Here is a 15861-nt window from a genome sequence, read left to right on the forward strand (position 1 = left end):
TCACCCTCTCGTGATGTTTTTAAAGACACAACCTACTTATTTAGATCGAAGGCCGCGCATCTTTTCAGCCGATTGACGCACCGCAGACCGGATTGGTAAAACCACGTCCTGTCACGGCAACAATTCTGTAACGAGGTCCTCGCCCATGAGCCGCAAGCGCTTTCTGGTGACCGGCGGCGCCGGCTTCGTCGGCAGTCACCTTGTCGCGGCTCTTCTGGAACAGGATGCCGACGTCACGGTGCTGGACAACCTGTCGCTTGGCCATCGCGCGGCCGTGCTGCCGGGGGCTAAGCTGATCGTGGCCGACCTATCGGACGCCCAGGCCGTCGACGACATTCTGAGCGACGGCCCCTGGGACGCCGTCTTCCATTTCGCGTCTCTGTCCCTCGTGGGGGAGAGCATGAAGCTCCCCTTCAAATATCTGCTCGAGAATGGCGTGAACGGCATGAAGCTGATCGAGGCCTGTGTGCGCCACAAGGTCTCGCGCTTCGTCCTTTCCTCCACCGCCAATCTCTTCGGCACGCCCGAACGCATCCCCATCGACGAGGCCGTCACCATCGAGCCGCATTCGCCCTATGGCGAAAGCAAGTTCATGATCGAACGCGCGCTGCACTGGGCCAATGAAATCTGTGGCCTGCGCAGTGCCTGCCTGCGCTATTTCAATGCTGCCGGCGCCGATGCACGCGGCCGCATCGGGGAGGATCACGACCCGGAGACGCATCTGATCCCGCTCGCAATCGACGCGGTGCTAGGGCGCCGGCCGCCGCTGGCGATCTTCGGCAATGATTACCCGACGCCGGACGGCACCTGCATTCGCGACTATATCCATGTCGAGGATCTGGCCGACGCCCATATCCGCGTGCTGGACCAGCTGACCCACCGCAGCGTGCGCTATAATGTCGGCACCGGGCGCGGCTATTCGGTGACGGAAATCATCGAATCGGTGGGCCGCGTCGCCGGCCGGCCGGTGCCCGCCCATTTGGCCCCGCGACGGCTGGGGGACCCGGCCGTGCTGATCGCCGGCGCCGAGTCTCTGCGCGCCGATACCGGCTGGTCGCCGCGCTACACCGATCTCGACGCGGTGGTGGAAACCGCCTTCCGGTGGCGGGAAGCCCATGCCCAGGGCTACGACGATCGCAAACTGGCTGAGCCCGCGCTGGCCTGAAGAAGGCCGCTCGACCAGGGTTCAACCCGCAGGCTGTCGCAACTCCCTTGCAAGGGCTCGGGTAGCCGTGCCTATTTAGGCACTGAAAATCCTGCGGATGTCACTGCCTACGAGGTCCCCAATTGCGGCGCGCTCTTAACCTCAACTGGGTTCGAAGCTTTGAAGCATCGGCCCGGCTTCTCAGTTTCACCAAGGCCGCGCAGGAACTGGGCCTGACTCAGGCTGGCGTCAGTCAGCATATGCGCATGCTGGAACAGCAGCTGGGCGAGCGCCTTTTCGTCCGCCTGCCGCGTGCCGTGCGGCTGACGGATGCGGGTGAAGCCTATCTGCGCGTCGTCCGCGAAAGCCTGGAAAGGCTGCGGCTGGGCACATCCGATATTTTCGGCTCAGGTAGCGAAGGCGCGGTGCGGCTGCGCGCCGAACCCGGTTTCGTCTCCTACTGGCTGGCACCACGCCTGCGCGGCTTTCTGACGGCCTATCCCGAAATCTCGCTACAGATCTCGCCCATCATAGCCGGGGTCGATACGGACTGGGACGAATTCGATATCGAGATCAGCTTCGACAGCGACCGCATGAGCGGGCTGGATGCCATCGTGCTGATGGATGACCCTGTCTTTCCGGTCTGCGGGCCGCAACTGGCCAGCGCGCTGCGCACGCCCCAGGATTTGGCCAGCCAGCATCTTCTGCATGTGGGCGGTCACCGGCGCGGCTGGTCGGAATGGCTGACACTCGCCAAGGTCACCCCCGATGCCGAGACATCGGTGCTGCAGATCGACTCCATGGAATCCGCCCTCGCTTTCGCCGAACAAGGCATCGGCGTCGCGCTCAGCCACGGGTCTTTCGTCGAGGCTCCGCTGAAACAGGGACGACTGATCCGCCCTTTTCCGGCGCCGCTGGAAACGATCGGCATATTCTATCTCATCACGCCCAGCGCCTTCCCCTTGCGCCGTCAGGCGCGGCTGTTCCGGGACTGGCTGCTGACCGAAGGCACGAAGACCGTCGACGAGGTTTAAAACCCGTCGATCGCCGCCCGCGCGCGCAGATAGACTTGCGCGGAAGCCTGCTGCAAAGCCTGCCCCGGATTGTCCTGACATTGCCGGGCCAGAAGGGTCATGACCGCAGGCGTATTCACCATCTGCGCGGCGATGGCCGGGTGGCCGGCCGCCATGGTCTGGCGATCCATCGCCTGCCATTGCGCCAGAACATCGGTCACCACGCTCGGCGCCTCTATGCCCGGATGAAGGGAAACCAGCGTCATCGCGGCCGCGCAGTTCAGCGCGCTTGCGGCCTGCGCCGGGCCGAGGGCGGGCCAGCCAGTCATCAGGGCCAGACATAAGGTTGCCCCGACCGCCGCCTTCACCCAGTGATGCAAGGTCATCGGTCATCCCTCCCCAGGTCGTTCCTTGCGGATGAGGGGGAAGCATGACAGGCCGATATTGCGGCCAGGTTAAGCACCGGCCGCCATTGTCAGCTCAGGCGTCGCAGCCGGCGATTGTCGCGCGGAACCGGAAAGCCGTCGGCCGCCAGCGAGCGCAGAATGATATGCCGGATGGAGGCACCGGTATCGGCCGAGCGTTGCCGCAGCGCGTCCCGCGTTTCCTCCGGAATCAGAATTTGCACGGGAAATTGCGCAATCCCCCGCTTCGTGCGCCGCGCCCGCCCTGCCGCCATGGCCTGCTGCGACTCTCCCACGGACGGATAGAATTCGACATGTGTTCCGGCATTGCCCGACATCGACAGCTCCCCGGTTGCGATTCACATCTAATGTCGAAACCACCGTGATTTTCTTTCCTAGCCGGGAGCCTTTTCTTGCCCCAGGCCAGCAGAATCACGCCTCGCCCTGATCCTGCGGCATTCTGATGTCGGGGATTTTCGGCGGCATCGGCTTTTGCGCGGCGATGCCTGCCGCGCGCCAGGCTTCCAGCCGCCAGATATACGCCAGCACTTCCGCACAGGCCCGGTAGAGGGCGACGGGAATAGGCTCCTCCGGTTCGACATGGCGATAGACGGCACGCGCCAAAGGCGGCGCTTCGACGATGGGGATGCCGTAGCCGCGCGCCTTGCCGACGATCTCCGCCGCCATCAGGTCCACGCCTTTCGCGACCAGAAAGGGCGCTGCGTCTTGACCCTTGCGGAAACGCAGTGCCACCGCAACATGCGTCGGATTGGTGACGATGACGGAGGCTTCTGGCAGGCGCCGCATTTGCCGCGCCCGCGCAATGCGCCGCTGCGCCGCGCGCTGTCTTTGCCGCACCTGCGGATTGCCCACGGCATCCTTCATCTCCTCCCGCATCTCCGCGTCCGACATGCGGTGGCGGCGGCGGTACAGCCAAAGCTGCAAACCCATATCGGTGGCGGCGATCAGGGCAATGGCCAGGCAAATGCGGGATAATATCCCCAGAATGAGGGCGAAAGCCGGCGCCGCGCTGAAGGGCCGGACATGGCCGAGGCTGAGTAAACTGTCCCGCTCCTGCAGAAGGGAGAGGCCGCCGACAACGCCGATGACGACGAATTTCACGAAGGATTTCACCGTCTCGGTCAGGTGTGAGACGCTGAAGATCTCGCCCAGGCCGCTGAGGGAGAAAAGTTTGCCCAAGTCCGGCGACAGGCTGGAAAGGGAAAAACCCCAGCCGCCGAACAAAAAAGAGGCCAGCAGCGACAGCAGGGCCACCAGCACCAGCACCGGCAGGACCGACTGCATGACAAGGGTCATCTCCGCCCCCGCCGCCGCCGCCGCCGAGGGAGCCGTTCCCGCTGTCATGAGCGCCGTGCGAGCGACCTGTAGGATGATGCCGCCGACCAGGGCAGAGGCATGGAGCGCGATCAGCACGGTGAGGATGGTCGCGGTCGCCTTGGGCAGGTCGGTTGACCGCACCATGTCGCCACGCTCAACAGCCTGACGCAGGCGCCGCTCGGTCGGCGCATGTTTCTTCTCGGCGTCGGGCGCATGGTCAGACATGGGTGATCATGCGGGCCACCATGCGGGCGGCATCGTCCAGCAGCGCCTGGATCGCGCCGTTCATGAACAGAACTGAGGCCGACAGCATGGTCAGCCCGCCGAGGATAAGCAGGGGAAAGCCGATGGTCAGCAGATTGAGCTGCGGGGCGAAGACCGTCATCAGCCCGACCGTCAGATTGATGCAGAGGGCGACTGCCATGACCGGCAAAGCCAGCATGACGCCAGCATTGACGACCACGCCACCGAAGGCCGCCAGATCGCCCCAGCTTTGGGCTGAGAGGGGCGTCAGTCCGCCGCCCTGGAAGGAGTGGGCGACGGCCGCGAAAAGCCAGAGCGGCCCGCCGAGGCTGACATAGCCGACCAGACCCAGCCAGAACATCAAATCGTAGAGAGTCTCGGTATTGCCGGCGGTATCGCGGAATTGCAGGGTAGCGAAACTGAGGCCGATGGAGAGGCCAGCGATTTCGCCGATACTCGCGACCGCCGACACGACAAGCTGCGCTGTCAACCCAATGGCGGCACCGGTGCTGATCTGGGTGACGGTCTGCGCCAGCACGACGGCCGGGATGTCGGGAAACGGCGGCAGATGCGGCAGCCAGAGCGACAGCGCCCAGGCATAGGCCAGCACGAAGACTGCCTTTACCCGTGCCGGGATGAAGCTGGAACTATAGAGCGGCGCCGTCAGGAAAAGACCGGTCAGGCGCAACAAAGGCCAAAGCACGCGACCGGCCCAGGCGAAAATATCTCCGGCGACAAGGTTTGGCGCCATCACACCCATGGCTGCCGCACCAATCCATCCGCATGGGTCAGCCAGGCAATCATCAGCCGCTCGATACCGCCGAGCAGATGGAGACCGAAGACCAGGACAAGCAGAATAACGGCCAGGGTTTTCGGCAGCAGGCTGAGCGCCGTATCCTCCAGTTGCAGACTGGACTGAACCAGCGCGGTCGCAATGGTGACGATCAGAATACACAGGATCACCGGCGCCAGACAGCCAACCGCCGCGGCCAGCGCCTCGCCGAAAAGCCTGACATAGAGCGGCATCAGCCCCCGGCCCCGGCGAAACTATGGGCAAGCGAACCCAGGATCAGCGTCCAGCCGTGGATGGAGACGAACATCAGCAGCTTCAGCGGCAGAGCGATGAGCGTCGGCGAAACCATGATCATGCCCAGCGACATGAGGATGGAGGCGACCGCGAGGTCGATCAGCACGAAGGGGATATAGACCAGAAAACCGATCTGAAACGCCGTCTCCAGCTCCGAGGTCGCGAAGGCCGGCACCAGAACCGCGAAAGGCACATCCTGCGGTGTCTTGTATTCGCCGCCGCTGAGATCGACGAAAAGATGCAGCGGCTGCTTGCGCGTCTGCGCCAGCATGAAGTTTTGCAGCGGCGGCTGGGCGGCCGCGACCGCCTGATGGAAATTGATATTGCCTGCCAGATAGGGGTCGACCGCGACCCGCTGCTCCTCCGCTATGACCCCGCGCATAACGAAAAAGGTCAGCGCCAAAGCCAAAGCCGCAAGCACCATATTCGGCGGCGTCGTTTGCAGGCCCAGCGCCTGGCGGAAGATCGACAGCACAATGATGATGCGGGTGAAGGCCGTTGTCAGCAGCAGCAGGCCGGGCAGAAAGGCCAGCCCCGTGACCAGGATCAGTGTCTGCACATCCAGCGAATAGGTTTCGCCCGCTGGCCCCGGCGTCGCGGTCAGCAGCGGCACGCCCTGCGCGCAAACATGATACGGCATCACGACCAACAGAACCGTGATGACGATGGCGCATGCCCACCGCATCTCAGCCCCGCCTGTCACGTTCTGGGCCGGATTCGACCGGCGCCAGCGGCACGATGCCGGATCGGGTCGCGGCCAATAGAAATTTTCGCCCGTCGACCTGCACCAGAAGCAAGGAGACTTGCAGACCCAGGCGCCGGCTGGCGAGAATCTCAATCGCGGCGTTATCGCAACCCGGCATTCGCTGCTGACGAAACCGGCGCGCAAGCAGGGCAGCGACGACAAGCAAGGCAAGAACGACTGCCATCGGCCAAAGCACCAGCGATGCATTGGCACCTGTGCCCATCGTCAATCCTGCGTCACGAGATTGGCGATATAGGCGGCCGTGAAAGGATTGGGCGGATTGTAGCGGAGATTTTTGTTCAGGATGTTGTTCACAATACTCAGCGTGCCGGTCATCAGCTCCGTCCGGCTTTGCTGGCTTTGCAGGCTTTGCGTCGTTTCATTCAGCAGCCGCGTGATGATGGCTGATTTGATGACCGGCTGCATTTCATCGAAAGCGACGAGCGCCGCCTGGTCATTGGTTGCGAATTTGACGGAGAAGACGACATAGGAGGTTGCAGGCAGACCGGGTTGCGGTGGAATGCTGACGGTGACATCGGCCAGGGACGCGAAAAAGGTCGGCTTGATCACCGGTTTTTCCGGCTTACGAATAGCGGCCTGTGCATTGCCCGCTGCCGGCGGCGCATGAAACAGCCATTGCGTGACGCCTAATGTTCCACCGATCCCGACAAGCAGAGAGACCAGCGCGACGGCGGCCGTAACCAGAATCTTGCGCATCGCTTGCCCGCTCACCAATCCCCTCAGCTTTACCTGAGAGAAGTAAACAAACTGCAACTATCTCCCTATTGCACGGCTTGCAGAATGCTTTGAAACATCATGCGCGTCGCCGATATGACCTGAGCCGCAGCCTGATAGGCCTGTTCATATTGGCTGAGCAGAACCGCTTGCTGATTGATATCGACACCGCCCACCGTTTGCAGATTGGTGGTCGCCGTCGTTACCTGCGCGGACGTGGTGCCCGACAGTGTGGTCGCCTGCTCGGCGGCACTGCCAAGACCCGTGCCGAGGCCAATGAAGGCCTGTTCCATCGTGCCGCTGCTGGTCGCCCCTGCGGCGGTCCACAGCGCCTGCATGCGTGTCGCATTGCTGCCGTCGCCGCTGCCGCCCACCGTCAATGTCATAACATCGCCCGCCGCCGGCGTGCCGGACATCGGCACTTGCCAATAGGTGCCGGCCGTGGCCCCCGTATCGGGATAGGCCAGTGCCAAAGTTGCAGTCGGGTTGCTGCCGCTGAGCGCGCCGCTGGCGATGGTTGTGGACGGATCGGCTGCGGTCGTGACCGTGAAATCCGTGGCACTGGTGAAGGTGATCTGCAGCGGCTGGCCGAAGACCGAAGACGGCACCACAACCGCGCCGGATGCCGGCGCATTCGTCACCGTGCTGCTGCCGGCTGTGATGGTGCCGCCATTGCCGTTGACGATCGACCCGTCCGATCGCAGCGCGCCGGCGGTCGCGACATAGGGGTCCGCCGCCGCGACGGCATCGGGGCTCGACGCTGCCAGCGCAAAGCTCTGCGCCGCTGCGGGCGCGGGGTTGACCGTAAAAGCGTCACCGTCCGCCGGCGCGCCGGAGATCGCAACCGTTAGCCCTGCGAAACTCAGGCTGGCACCTTGCCCCAGGGCATAGGATTGCTGGCTGGCCTGATCCACAGCGCTCCATCCCTTGGCGCTGCTATAGGTCAGCGTGAACGGCCCGCCATCGGTCGGCAGGCTGCTGGCGTCCGTCAAAGCGGCGGTGACGGTCGCCCCACCGCTATTGCCGTCGGCCGGCGTGACGCTGGGCGGCGGCACCGCAAACAGCGCGCCGCCGGCGCCGCCACTTGCCGTCACGCCCTGCGCCTGGCTGGTATTCACCGCGGAGGCGAAGATGGCGGCCAAGGCATTGAGGGATTGCAGAGCGGCCGCGCCCGCCTGCCAGCTGGCAATGTTGCCGCCGATGGCGCCGTCATTCGCCGTGGTCGCCAAAGGCACCGCTGCGGTGCCGACCGTAATGGCGGGCGCCGTGCTGGGCGTGCCCGGCTGCACGGTCAGGCTCTGCGCCCCGGCCTGGTTCAGCAGCATCGTGCCGCCGGTCGCCACCAGAACCTGCCCGTTACTGCCCTGGGGAATGACATTGACCGACAGCAGGGAGGACAGGGAATTCAGCGCCGCCTCCTGCTGGTCCAGCAGGCTAGGGTCATTCGGGCTGGTACCCAGCCCCGTATTGATCACCGCCAATTGCGTCAGCAGGCCATTTGCGGCGGCGACATTGCTTTGCAGCGCGGTCACCGCCCCTGCCTGGCTGCTCGTCATCGCGCTCGCCGCGCTCTGAAAACCGCCGGCGACGGATTGCGCGTCCGACAGCACCGTCTGCCTTTGCGCGGCACTGGTCGGGTTGCCGGCCAGCGCGCTGACGTCCTGAAAGAACTGATTGATCTGCGTCTGCACATCGCCGTTATTCGCCAGCGCACCGGCAAGCGCGGTGAGAGACGATGCGGTGACGGAGGCCGCCTGGCTGGCGCTGGTCGCTGTTCGCAGCTGGGCGGCGGCGAAACCATCGGCCGCGCGCGTCACCTGCGATGCAACACCGCTACCCGAACTCTGGTTAAACAGCGTCGAGAGCGTCAGCGATTCGACCGCATAGCCGGGCGTCGTCTGGTTGGAGACATTCTGCGACACCGTGCCGATGCCCTGCTCGAAGGCCTCGATACCGGTGAGCGCAATGTTCATCGCCGCATTCAGCCCGCTCATGGGCTTATTCTCCCCGTCAGACCGCTATATTCGCGCCGGGCGGTCAAAACTTGTCCGGCTCATCCGCCAAAGCTTGCAAGCTCTGCTGCATGAGCGGCGAATGGGCGATGGCGATGATTTTGGCGGCATAGGCGCTGTCGCTCGCGAAACCGCCATTCTGCAAGGCAAGCGCGAAGCCTTCGACCGAAGCCTGCCCAACCACTTGCGGAAAACGCGACTGGATGAGCCGCGCATAATCCGCCAAGCTCGCATCTGCCGAGGCATAATCGCGAAACCGATCGGTCAACGGCACCAGCACGCCATTGATCATCTCATGCGTCGCGCGGTCGCTGGCCGGCTGACTGTCTGCCGCCTTGATGCCGAAGAGGTTATTGCCAGGGGCGGCAGCGCCCCAGCCGGTTTCCAGCGCCGCCTGAGCCAGCACGCCGACCGGCGGCACGCCGAGCAGGCTGGCCACGGCCTGCACCGCCGGCCAGATGGCTTTCGTGAGGAACCGCGCCTGCCGCGCCTGATCGGCATCGGTCTCCACATCGATCCCACCCTGCGGCAATGCGGTCGCCGAGACGATCGGTGTCGCGTTGCGAATGACAGGCGTGGTCCCTTGGCCGCCAATCTGCCGCAGCGCTGCCTGCTCGATCTGCGCATCGTATTTGCCGAAATCCTTCTGCGCGATCTCCCAGAGGAACATAGTCTGATAGGTCTCGCCGCCGGGGCCGAGCGCGCCGGCATCACCACCGGTGCGGGTCATCTCGGTCATCAGATTGTACCACAGGCTGCCGGCAAGCCTCTCCACCGTCTGCCCCAGTTGCGCGGTCTGCGTTGACGGTACCGGCGCCGTTGCATCGAGACTGCCGATCGTCATCAGAACACCTTCACGGTGCCGGTAATGGCACCCGCCAGTTTCAGCGCCTGGATGATGGCGATCAGATCAGCCGGCGTCGCCCCAACCGCGTTCAAGGCCTGCGCCACCTGGGCCAGCGTCGCGCGCTTGGGTAGATAGACGACCTCCGCCCTCCCTTGCCTTGCCTGCACCACCGTATTCTGCACGCCGACCGTGGTGCCATTGCTGAAAGGCCCTGGCTGGCTCACGGCATTCTGCTGCTGAATGCTGACGGTCAGATTACCGTGGGATACCACGGCCGGCCCCAGCTCCACGCCCGCATTCATGACGATGGTGCCGCTTTGCGCATCGACCGCGATGGTCGGCGCCTCATCGGCCGGCGTGATCGGCAGGCTCAGCAGATCGGCCAGGAATTTGACGGAGGCGCTGCCGCCATTATTGAGATCGACCTCGCCGGGCGAGATGGCGGCCGCCGTGCCATAGCCGAGAAAGTGGTTGATCGTATCCTCGATCTGCTGCGCCATCTGATAGCCCGGCGTATTGACGAGCAGACGCGTCGCGCCGCCTTCCGCGAAACTCGCCGGAATGCCGACCGACATGATGACGCCACCGGGCAGGGAGCCCACCGTCGGCACATTGGTGGATGTGCTGGACCCATTGGAACTCACGGCAAAGCCGCTGACCAGCAGCGGCCCCTGCGCCTGGGCGTAGACCTGGCTATTGCCACCGCGCAGCGGCGTCGGCAGCAGCACGCCACCGGCGAGCGACGCTGCATTACCCACCGCCGAGACAATCGCATCCACATGCTGCCCGGCTGCCGTGAAAGCCGGCACTTCCGCCGTTACCATCACGGATGCCACATCATTCGGCTGCATGACATTCACATTGGTCAATGTGATGCCCATATTGCGCAGCATGTTTAAAATGGTCTGCTGCGTATAAGGAACCTGCGTCGTCTGGTCCCCGGTGCCGGACAGGCCCACCACCAGCCCATAGCCATAGAGCTGGTTCGACGGCGCACCGGCGACCGTCACCAATTGCCCGATCGTCGTGCGCTCGGCCGCGCAGACCGGGCCGCACAGCAGGCCGATCACTGCTGCAATCAGAAGGGCCAGATTTTGTCGAGAACCTGTTGTAATAGCGGCACCTGATGGGAATCGTTGATAGGTCCGTTGCCGACATATTGCACATTCATGCCGGCGACATTGTTGGAACTGATCGTGGCATTGGCCGTGATATCCTGCGGGCTGGCATAGCCGGTTACCACGAGAGCCGTGACGTTTCCGTTTACATTCACATTCGTCCGCCCCTCCAAAGCCAGCGTGCCGTTCGGGTCCACCCGCGTCACCACCGCTTCGATCTGGCCGCTGACGGTATTGGATGCGGCCTCCGTGCCGCTACCGGTATATTTATTCGCTGATGCCGTCGTGATCGTCGGTGAAAAGGGCGTTCCTGCCAGACTGCCGATATTCAATGGCACGCCAAAAAAACTGGTGACGGAATTGCTGACAGTGCCGGCGCGGGACAGCGATGTTGCGTCATTATTGCTGGCCGCCGTTGTCGTCACGATGTCGATGGCGACCAGATCGCCGGGCCGCCAGTCCCGCTTGGGCTCATAGATGGAGCCGGAACTGTTCGGCGGAAAGATGGACCCGTTTTCGGCCAGCGGCCCGCGCGGCACGGCGATGGGGAATTCCGTTTCCGGCACCAGAGACCGCGAACTCGGCGCCTGAGTGGCGCAGCCATCCAAAAGAAGACACAGGACTAGACACAGGCTTTGCGATCCGCAGATCGCCCTTTTGGTCATGCACCCTGGGCCGCCTGCGCCAGGTAATTCATCTGATTGTCGACCGCCGCGATGACCTGCGTGCCAAGCTGATAGGCCCGCTCCGCCGCGATCATATTGACCATGGATTGTACGACATCGACATTGGAGGCTTCCAGGTAATTCTGGTTGATCGAGCCGAGGCCATTGCTTTGCGGCGCGCCCGGCGTGGCCGTTCCGCTGGAGGATGTGCTGGCATAGAGATTATCGCCCAAAGGCTGCAAGCCTTGCGGATTGACGAAACTCGCAATCTGCAATTGCCCGACCTGACTGGCCTGCTGCGAGCCCGGCAGGGTGACCGAGACGGTGCCATCCGTGCCGATGGTCACGCTGGTCGCATTGGCGGCGATGGTGATATTGGGCAGAACCTGATAGCCGCTGGAGGTCACCAACTGCCCGTTTTCGTTGAGCTGAAAACTACCGTCCCGCGTATAGGCGGTCTGCCCGTTTGGCAGCACGACCTGAAAATAGCCCGCACCATTGATCGCGACATTCAGCGGATTGCCCGTGCTGGTCAGCGACCCCTGCGTCAGAATGGTGGCGACCGCCGCCGCCTTCACGCCGGTGCCGAGTTCCAGCCCAGAGGGATAGATGGTGGTGCCGGTGGATTGCGCGCCGGGCTGAATGCCGTTCTGATACAGCAGCGTCTGAAACTGCGCCGATTCCGCTTTGAACCCTGTCGTATTCACGTTGGAAAGATTGTCGGCAATCGTATCCATCATGATCTGGCTGGCCTGCAATCCGGTCGCCATCGTGTCCAATGCGTGGTCCATCGCCCTATCCTTGCGCCAGAACGGTATTGAGTGCGCGGCTATTGTCACTGCTCGTCTTCATCAGATTGGTCTGCATCTGATACGAGCGGCTGACATCGATCAGCTCCACCATGCTTTTGACGGAATCGACATTGCTGCCGTTGAGGTAGCCTTGCGACAGCTTGGCCGCCGGGCTCTGCTGTAATTGCGTCGGATCGGCGGGCAGAAACAGCGATCCGCTCAGCGCCCGCATCGCCCCGGCTGGCGTCGCGGCAAGGGCCAATTGCCCATAGGATGTGGTCTGGCCCGGCTGGCCGACCGGAACGCCGGAAATGGCGCCATCCGACCCAATGGTCAGGCTGGTGAGTTTCGGCAGGCTGATCGGGTTGCCGTCCGCCCCCAGCAAAGGGTTGCCGTCGCCATCAGCCAGCAGCCCTTCTGCCGAAATTTGCAGCGTGCCGTTGCGGGTCAGGGCCGTGCCGGAAGCCGTCTGCACTTCCAGCCAGCCGTCGCCGCCCAGGCCGACCGTTAACGGATTGCCCGTATGGGTCAAAGCACCTGGCCGCAAATCCGGCCCCGGCGACAAAGCCACCACATCCGCGCCCGGCGGCGCATTGGCGCCCGCATAGGGCGCGGCCTGGGCCACGGCCTGCACGGCCTGATAGCCCGCCGTCTGCGTATTGGCCAGATTGGCGGACAAGGCATCCATCTTGGCGGAAATCGCCTGCAGGCTGGCCATGCCGGTGTAATAGCTGTCAGCGCTCATGATCAGATCTGAATCAGCTTGGTGAAGTTCTGCTGCTCGGCCTGCAACTCGGTCGCATTGGCCTGATAGGCCTGCTGGTATTGAATAAGATCGACCAGCGCCGAGGAGGTGGAGACATTGGATTGTTCCAGATTGCCGCTCAGCAAAGTGCCGGCCTGGCCAATGCCCGGCGTATTGATGACGGGATCGCCCGAGGTATTGGTCACGGCGTACAGATTGCCGCTGACATTCTGCAGCCCTTGCGGATTGATGAAATTCGCCAGCGCCAGCGTGCCGATGGATTGGGTCTGGTTATTGCTATAGGTCGCTTCCACCGAACCGTCCGACGCGACCGAGGTGCTGAGATAATTACCGGGCGGATAGCCGTTATTCGTCGTGCCAGCGATGGCGAAGCTTTGCGCGCCGAGCGTGGTGCCGGTGAAATTCACCGCGACCGAGGAACCAGCCGAACCGTTCTGCCAGTCCACGGCGAACGTCGCCGGGCTGCCCGATGACAGCGCACCGCTGGAATTGAAGGTCAGCGTCGTGAGCAGCGACGGCGCGCTGATCACGCTTCCGCTGGCGCTGACCGGTTCGGCATAGACATTCCAGCTTGGCGTGCCGCCCGCCGTCGCCGGTGCTTCCTGCTGGAAATAGAGATTGACGGTATTGGGATTGCCAAGACTGTCATAGGAGACGGCAGAGGTAGTTTCGTTATAGGTGCTGCTATCGCCGGGCACCGGCGTCACCGGGGATGCGAATTGGCTGTCCGCCGCATTCAGACTGACGGTCAGCCCCAGTTTGGAGGTCGCATTGGCGGAAAGCGACCCGGTATTGACCGTCATCGGCTGCAACGTGCTGCTTTGCGTGCCCGTGGTGGCATCGATGGGATAGCCCATGACGGAAGCGCCGGTCGCCGTCACCAGCTGGCCGGCATTGCTGAGCTGAAAGGCGCCGTCGCGTGTATATTGCGTCGCCCCGTTATTATCGATGACGAAGTAACCGCTGCCCTGGATCATGCTGTCGAGGTTATTGCCGGTGGCGATCTGCGTCCCTTGGATGAGATTGGTATCGATGCCGGCGGATTGTGCGCCAATGCCGGGCACGCCGCTCTCGCCCACCGGAAAAACATCCGAGAACAAGGCCAATTGGCTCTTGAACCCCGTTGTATTGGCATTGGCGAGATTATTGGAAACGGCGTCCAGTCCGGTCTGGGCTGCCGTCAGCCCCGAAAAGGCGGTGTCCAGACTCATGACGCATTGCCCCCGAGAACGGATTGGATTGAGGAAATGGGAATGGGTGCCGATTGGCCCTGCACATCGACGCTTTGGGTCGAGCCGGAGGCGCTGACGCCGTTTACCGTATAGACCGTATAGGGTGTAACCGAGACCGCCGTGCCGTCGGCACCGGCGGCGGACACCTGATAGGTATAGGATTGGCCGGCAGAGCCGCCGCCCCAGGCGAAGCTTTGCTGCCCGGCCGGCAAGGCACCGAGGCTTTTGGTTCCGGCGACCGTGCCATTCGCACCGATGATCGTCACCGTCACGTTTTGCGCCGCATCGGCCAGGGAAAAAGCGCCGGTGGCATTGCCCGAAGCGTCCGGCAGCAACGCATCGCCCGCGACCGTCACCTGCTTGCCGACCAGCGTGGATGCTACCGCCAGTTGCGAGGCCGCCTGTCCCGATTGAATGGCACTGACCGTGCTGTTGAGCTGATTGATGCCGGTGACCGTCGAAATCTGCGCGAATTCGGAGGCGAGCTGCGTCGGGTCGGCCGGCGATGTCGGTGACTGGTATTTCAATTGCGCCATCAACAATTGCAGGAAATCCGCCTGGTTCATGGTCGCGGCGGAGCCCGAGGAAGCCGCCCCCGTCGCAGCCGTGGTGGAAGCGGCGGCCGCCGTCGCCGCTGTCGCGTTGGAAATAGCCAGATTGGTCATCAACTCACCTGGAATGCGCTGATCATCTGTTGATCGACACGGGTCGCCTGCTGCGGCACCGCGACGGAGGCGGAATAGCTGTTGGACGCATTGATGAGATCGACCATCTGCCCGACCTGCGAGACATTGGAGCCGGTGACATAGCCCTGGGCATCGGCATAGGGACTGGATGGGTCATAGGTCTGCACCGGCGGCGCGTTGCTCAGCACGGTGCCGACAATATTGACACCAAGCGACGCAACCTGCCCCGCCGGATCGGCGTCGTCGCCGGGTTCGGTATCGCTGGCATCGACCGGTCCCGCCTGAAAGACCACTTCATGCGCGCGATAAGGCGCATCGCCCGGTGCGGCGATGGAATTGGCATTGGCGAGATTGGACGCGATGGTGCTCAGACGGGCATTCTGCGCATTCATGGCACTGCCGGTAATGGCAAAAACATCCGCCATCTTACAGGCCGCTCGGGTTGGGGCGCAGCGCCGTGATCAGGTCGGATGTCGACTGGCGCAGGAAGATCGACACCGACTGCATGCGTTCCGCCGTCTGCGCAGATTCCAGCCGCTCGCTGTCCAGAGAAACGTCATTCCCGTCCAGACCGACGGTCGCAGCCTCGCGATAGAGCGGCATGTCGGTATTATTCCCGTCCTGATCGGAGCTTCCCGGACTCAGCGCGGCGGCGATGGTGTCGCTGAAGGCAATATCCCTTGCCTTGAAGCCCGGCGTATCCGCATTGGCGATGTTATTGGCGAGCAGATCGCTACGCTGCTGCGCGGCATCCAGAACAGCACCATAATATTGCGTGAATGCGACCGGCATAATGCCTCCTAGCGCCCTGGCCGTCTTGCTCTTCATTCAGAATTTATGAATTACGGTGAATACAAAATATCTATTAATAATCTTTTAAAAAATTGATGCGGCAATTCATCGCATTGCATTTTTCTAGTCAGAATTACGGTGCGACACAATCGCAATAACGCATCGAATTTTTATGAATTATCATTGGAAACGATTTGTTTATCTTTTTGGCTCTATGACAGCAATCGACTGATAACAGTCCGC

At 62.8% G+C, this 15861-nt stretch carries 20 protein-coding genes; 2 read left to right on the forward strand and 18 right to left on the reverse strand.

The genetic code is table 11. The features are described 5' to 3' along the window. The first annotated feature begins 145 nt into the window (after positions 1 to 145). Both galE and ASILVAE211_RS06860 read left to right on the forward strand, forming a co-directional pair. Entirely contained in the window at positions 146 to 1165 is a 1020-nt protein-coding gene (gene galE, locus ASILVAE211_RS06855) for a UDP-glucose 4-epimerase GalE (RefSeq protein ID WP_227320547.1), read from the forward strand. Between the two features lie 122 nt (positions 1166 to 1287). Beyond that, positions 1288 to 2178 (forward strand): LysR substrate-binding domain-containing protein, encoded by an 891-nt coding sequence (locus ASILVAE211_RS06860; protein WP_227320548.1) that lies wholly within the window; start codon positions 1288 to 1290, stop codon positions 2176 to 2178. On the opposite strand, the gene ASILVAE211_RS06865 is transcribed toward ASILVAE211_RS06860, so the two are convergent. From ASILVAE211_RS06865 to ASILVAE211_RS06950, 18 genes are all read right to left on the reverse strand, one after another. After that, positions 2175 to 2543 (reverse strand): hypothetical protein, encoded by a 369-nt coding sequence (locus ASILVAE211_RS06865; RefSeq protein ID WP_227320549.1) that lies wholly within the window; start codon positions 2541 to 2543, stop codon positions 2175 to 2177. The genes ASILVAE211_RS06860 and ASILVAE211_RS06865 overlap by 4 nt on opposite strands. Positions 2544 to 2632: 89 nt before the next feature. After that, positions 2633 to 2899 (reverse strand): hypothetical protein, encoded by a 267-nt coding sequence (locus tag ASILVAE211_RS06870; protein ID WP_227320550.1) that lies wholly within the window; start codon positions 2897 to 2899, stop codon positions 2633 to 2635. A 94-nt stretch (positions 2900 to 2993) separates the two neighbouring features. After that, positions 2994 to 4124, reverse strand: a complete 1131-nt coding sequence (locus ASILVAE211_RS06875; RefSeq protein WP_227320551.1) for an EscU/YscU/HrcU family type III secretion system export apparatus switch protein — start codon at positions 4122 to 4124, stop codon at positions 2994 to 2996. Beyond that, positions 4117 to 4902, reverse strand: a complete 786-nt coding sequence (locus tag ASILVAE211_RS06880) for a flagellar biosynthetic protein FliR (RefSeq protein WP_227320552.1) — start codon at positions 4900 to 4902, stop codon at positions 4117 to 4119. The genes ASILVAE211_RS06875 and ASILVAE211_RS06880 overlap by 8 nt, the downstream gene beginning before the upstream one ends. Then, a complete protein-coding gene (locus ASILVAE211_RS06885; RefSeq protein WP_227320553.1) occupies positions 4893 to 5168 on the reverse strand; it encodes a flagellar biosynthetic protein FliQ in 276 nt (91 codons plus the stop codon). Before ASILVAE211_RS06885 ends, ASILVAE211_RS06880 begins: the two co-directional genes overlap by 10 nt. Continuing rightward, positions 5168 to 5914 (reverse strand): flagellar type III secretion system pore protein FliP, encoded by a 747-nt coding sequence (gene fliP / locus ASILVAE211_RS06890; protein WP_227320554.1) that lies wholly within the window; start codon positions 5912 to 5914, stop codon positions 5168 to 5170. The genes ASILVAE211_RS06885 and fliP overlap by 1 nt, the downstream gene beginning before the upstream one ends. A 1-nt stretch (position 5915) precedes the next feature. Further along, entirely contained in the window at positions 5916 to 6197 is a 282-nt protein-coding gene (locus tag ASILVAE211_RS06895) for a flagellar biosynthetic protein FliO (protein ID WP_227320555.1), read from the reverse strand. 2 nt (positions 6198 to 6199) lie between these two features. After that, the gene (locus ASILVAE211_RS06900; protein ID WP_227320556.1) at positions 6200 to 6691 is read right to left on the reverse strand and encodes a flagellar basal body-associated FliL family protein; all 492 of its coding nucleotides are present in this window, start codon (positions 6689 to 6691) and stop codon (positions 6200 to 6202) included. Positions 6692 to 6756: 65 nt separating this feature from the next. Next, positions 6757 to 8703 (reverse strand): FlgK family flagellar hook-associated protein, encoded by a 1947-nt coding sequence (locus ASILVAE211_RS06905; RefSeq protein ID WP_227320557.1) that lies wholly within the window; start codon positions 8701 to 8703, stop codon positions 6757 to 6759. A gap of 43 nt (positions 8704 to 8746) precedes the next feature. After that, positions 8747 to 9565, reverse strand: a complete 819-nt coding sequence (locus ASILVAE211_RS06910) for a glycoside hydrolase family 73 protein (RefSeq protein ID WP_227320558.1) — start codon at positions 9563 to 9565, stop codon at positions 8747 to 8749. Then, positions 9565 to 10638 (reverse strand): flagellar basal body P-ring protein FlgI, encoded by a 1074-nt coding sequence (flgI, locus tag ASILVAE211_RS06915; RefSeq protein ID WP_227320559.1) that lies wholly within the window; start codon positions 10636 to 10638, stop codon positions 9565 to 9567. Before flgI ends, ASILVAE211_RS06910 begins: the two co-directional genes overlap by 1 nt. Positions 10639 to 10646: 8 nt before the next feature. Then, a complete protein-coding gene (locus tag ASILVAE211_RS06920; RefSeq protein WP_227320560.1) occupies positions 10647 to 11351 on the reverse strand; it encodes a flagellar basal body L-ring protein FlgH in 705 nt (234 codons plus the stop codon). Beyond that, on the reverse strand, positions 11348 to 12142 hold the full coding sequence (gene flgG / locus ASILVAE211_RS06925; protein WP_227320561.1) for a flagellar basal-body rod protein FlgG: 795 nt from the start codon (positions 12140 to 12142) through the stop codon (positions 11348 to 11350). The genes ASILVAE211_RS06920 and flgG overlap by 4 nt, the downstream gene beginning before the upstream one ends. A gap of 4 nt (positions 12143 to 12146) precedes the next feature. Next, entirely contained in the window at positions 12147 to 12887 is a 741-nt protein-coding gene (locus tag ASILVAE211_RS06930; protein ID WP_227320562.1) for a flagellar hook-basal body complex protein, read from the reverse strand. Positions 12888 to 12889: 2 nt separating this feature from the next. Then, on the reverse strand, positions 12890 to 14119 hold the full coding sequence (locus ASILVAE211_RS06935; RefSeq protein ID WP_227320563.1) for a flagellar hook protein FlgE: 1230 nt from the start codon (positions 14117 to 14119) through the stop codon (positions 12890 to 12892). Further along, a complete protein-coding gene (locus ASILVAE211_RS06940; RefSeq protein WP_227320564.1) occupies positions 14116 to 14805 on the reverse strand; it encodes a flagellar hook assembly protein FlgD in 690 nt (229 codons plus the stop codon). The genes ASILVAE211_RS06935 and ASILVAE211_RS06940 overlap by 4 nt, the downstream gene beginning before the upstream one ends. Next, entirely contained in the window at positions 14805 to 15251 is a 447-nt protein-coding gene (flgC, locus tag ASILVAE211_RS06945; protein WP_227320565.1) for a flagellar basal body rod protein FlgC, read from the reverse strand. The genes ASILVAE211_RS06940 and flgC overlap by 1 nt, the downstream gene beginning before the upstream one ends. A gap of 1 nt (position 15252) precedes the next feature. Next, positions 15253 to 15618 carry a flagellar basal body rod protein FlgB gene (locus ASILVAE211_RS06950; protein ID WP_227320566.1) on the reverse strand — a complete coding sequence of 122 codons (366 nt, stop codon included), beginning with the start codon at positions 15616 to 15618 and terminating at the stop codon, positions 15253 to 15255. Between the last annotated feature and the right edge of the window lie 243 nt (positions 15619 to 15861).

Source organism: Acidisoma silvae (assembly GCF_020618775.1).
In the GTDB taxonomy this organism is placed as follows: domain Bacteria; phylum Pseudomonadota; class Alphaproteobacteria; order Acetobacterales; family Acetobacteraceae; genus Acidisoma; species Acidisoma silvae.

Excerpts from the sequence above, each read along its gene's own strand:
- ASILVAE211_RS06900 (WP_227320556.1), bottom strand. The coding sequence starts at position 6,691 with ATGCGCAAGATTCTGGTTACGGCCGCCGTCGCGCTGGTCTCTCTGCTT.
- ASILVAE211_RS06905 (WP_227320557.1), bottom strand. The coding sequence starts at position 8,703 with ATGAGCGGGCTGAATGCGGCGATGAACATTGCGCTCACCGGTATCGAG.
- ASILVAE211_RS06940 (WP_227320564.1), bottom strand. The coding sequence starts at position 14,805 with ATGACCAATCTGGCTATTTCCAACGCGACAGCGGCGACGGCGGCCGCC.
- ASILVAE211_RS06950 (WP_227320566.1), bottom strand. The coding sequence starts at position 15,618 with ATGCCGGTCGCATTCACGCAATATTATGGTGCTGTTCTGGATGCCGCG.
- ASILVAE211_RS06930 (WP_227320562.1), bottom strand. The coding sequence starts at position 12,887 with ATGAGCGCTGACAGCTATTACACCGGCATGGCCAGCCTGCAGGCGATT.
- ASILVAE211_RS06910 (WP_227320558.1), bottom strand. The coding sequence starts at position 9,565 with ATGACGATCGGCAGTCTCGATGCAACGGCGCCGGTACCGTCAACGCAG.
- flgC (WP_227320565.1), bottom strand. The coding sequence starts at position 15,251 with ATGGCGGATGTTTTTGCCATTACCGGCAGTGCCATGAATGCGCAGAAT.
- ASILVAE211_RS06895 (WP_227320555.1), bottom strand. The coding sequence starts at position 6,197 with ATGGGCACAGGTGCCAATGCATCGCTGGTGCTTTGGCCGATGGCAGTC.
- ASILVAE211_RS06865 (WP_227320549.1), bottom strand. The coding sequence starts at position 2,543 with ATGACCTTGCATCACTGGGTGAAGGCGGCGGTCGGGGCAACCTTATGT.
- ASILVAE211_RS06885 (WP_227320553.1), bottom strand. The coding sequence starts at position 5,168 with ATGCCGCTCTATGTCAGGCTTTTCGGCGAGGCGCTGGCCGCGGCGGTT.
- ASILVAE211_RS06880 (WP_227320552.1), bottom strand. The coding sequence starts at position 4,902 with ATGGGTGTGATGGCGCCAAACCTTGTCGCCGGAGATATTTTCGCCTGG.
- ASILVAE211_RS06935 (WP_227320563.1), bottom strand. The coding sequence starts at position 14,119 with ATGAGTCTGGACACCGCCTTTTCGGGGCTGACGGCAGCCCAGACCGGA.
- galE (WP_227320547.1), top strand. The coding sequence starts at position 146 with ATGAGCCGCAAGCGCTTTCTGGTGACCGGCGGCGCCGGCTTCGTCGGC.
- flgG (WP_227320561.1), bottom strand. The coding sequence starts at position 12,142 with ATGGACCACGCATTGGACACGATGGCGACCGGATTGCAGGCCAGCCAG.
- fliP (WP_227320554.1), bottom strand. The coding sequence starts at position 5,914 with ATGCGGTGGGCATGCGCCATCGTCATCACGGTTCTGTTGGTCGTGATG.
- ASILVAE211_RS06870 (WP_227320550.1), bottom strand. The coding sequence starts at position 2,899 with ATGTCGGGCAATGCCGGAACACATGTCGAATTCTATCCGTCCGTGGGA.
- ASILVAE211_RS06875 (WP_227320551.1), bottom strand. The coding sequence starts at position 4,124 with ATGTCTGACCATGCGCCCGACGCCGAGAAGAAACATGCGCCGACCGAG.
- ASILVAE211_RS06920 (WP_227320560.1), bottom strand. The coding sequence starts at position 11,351 with ATGACCAAAAGGGCGATCTGCGGATCGCAAAGCCTGTGTCTAGTCCTG.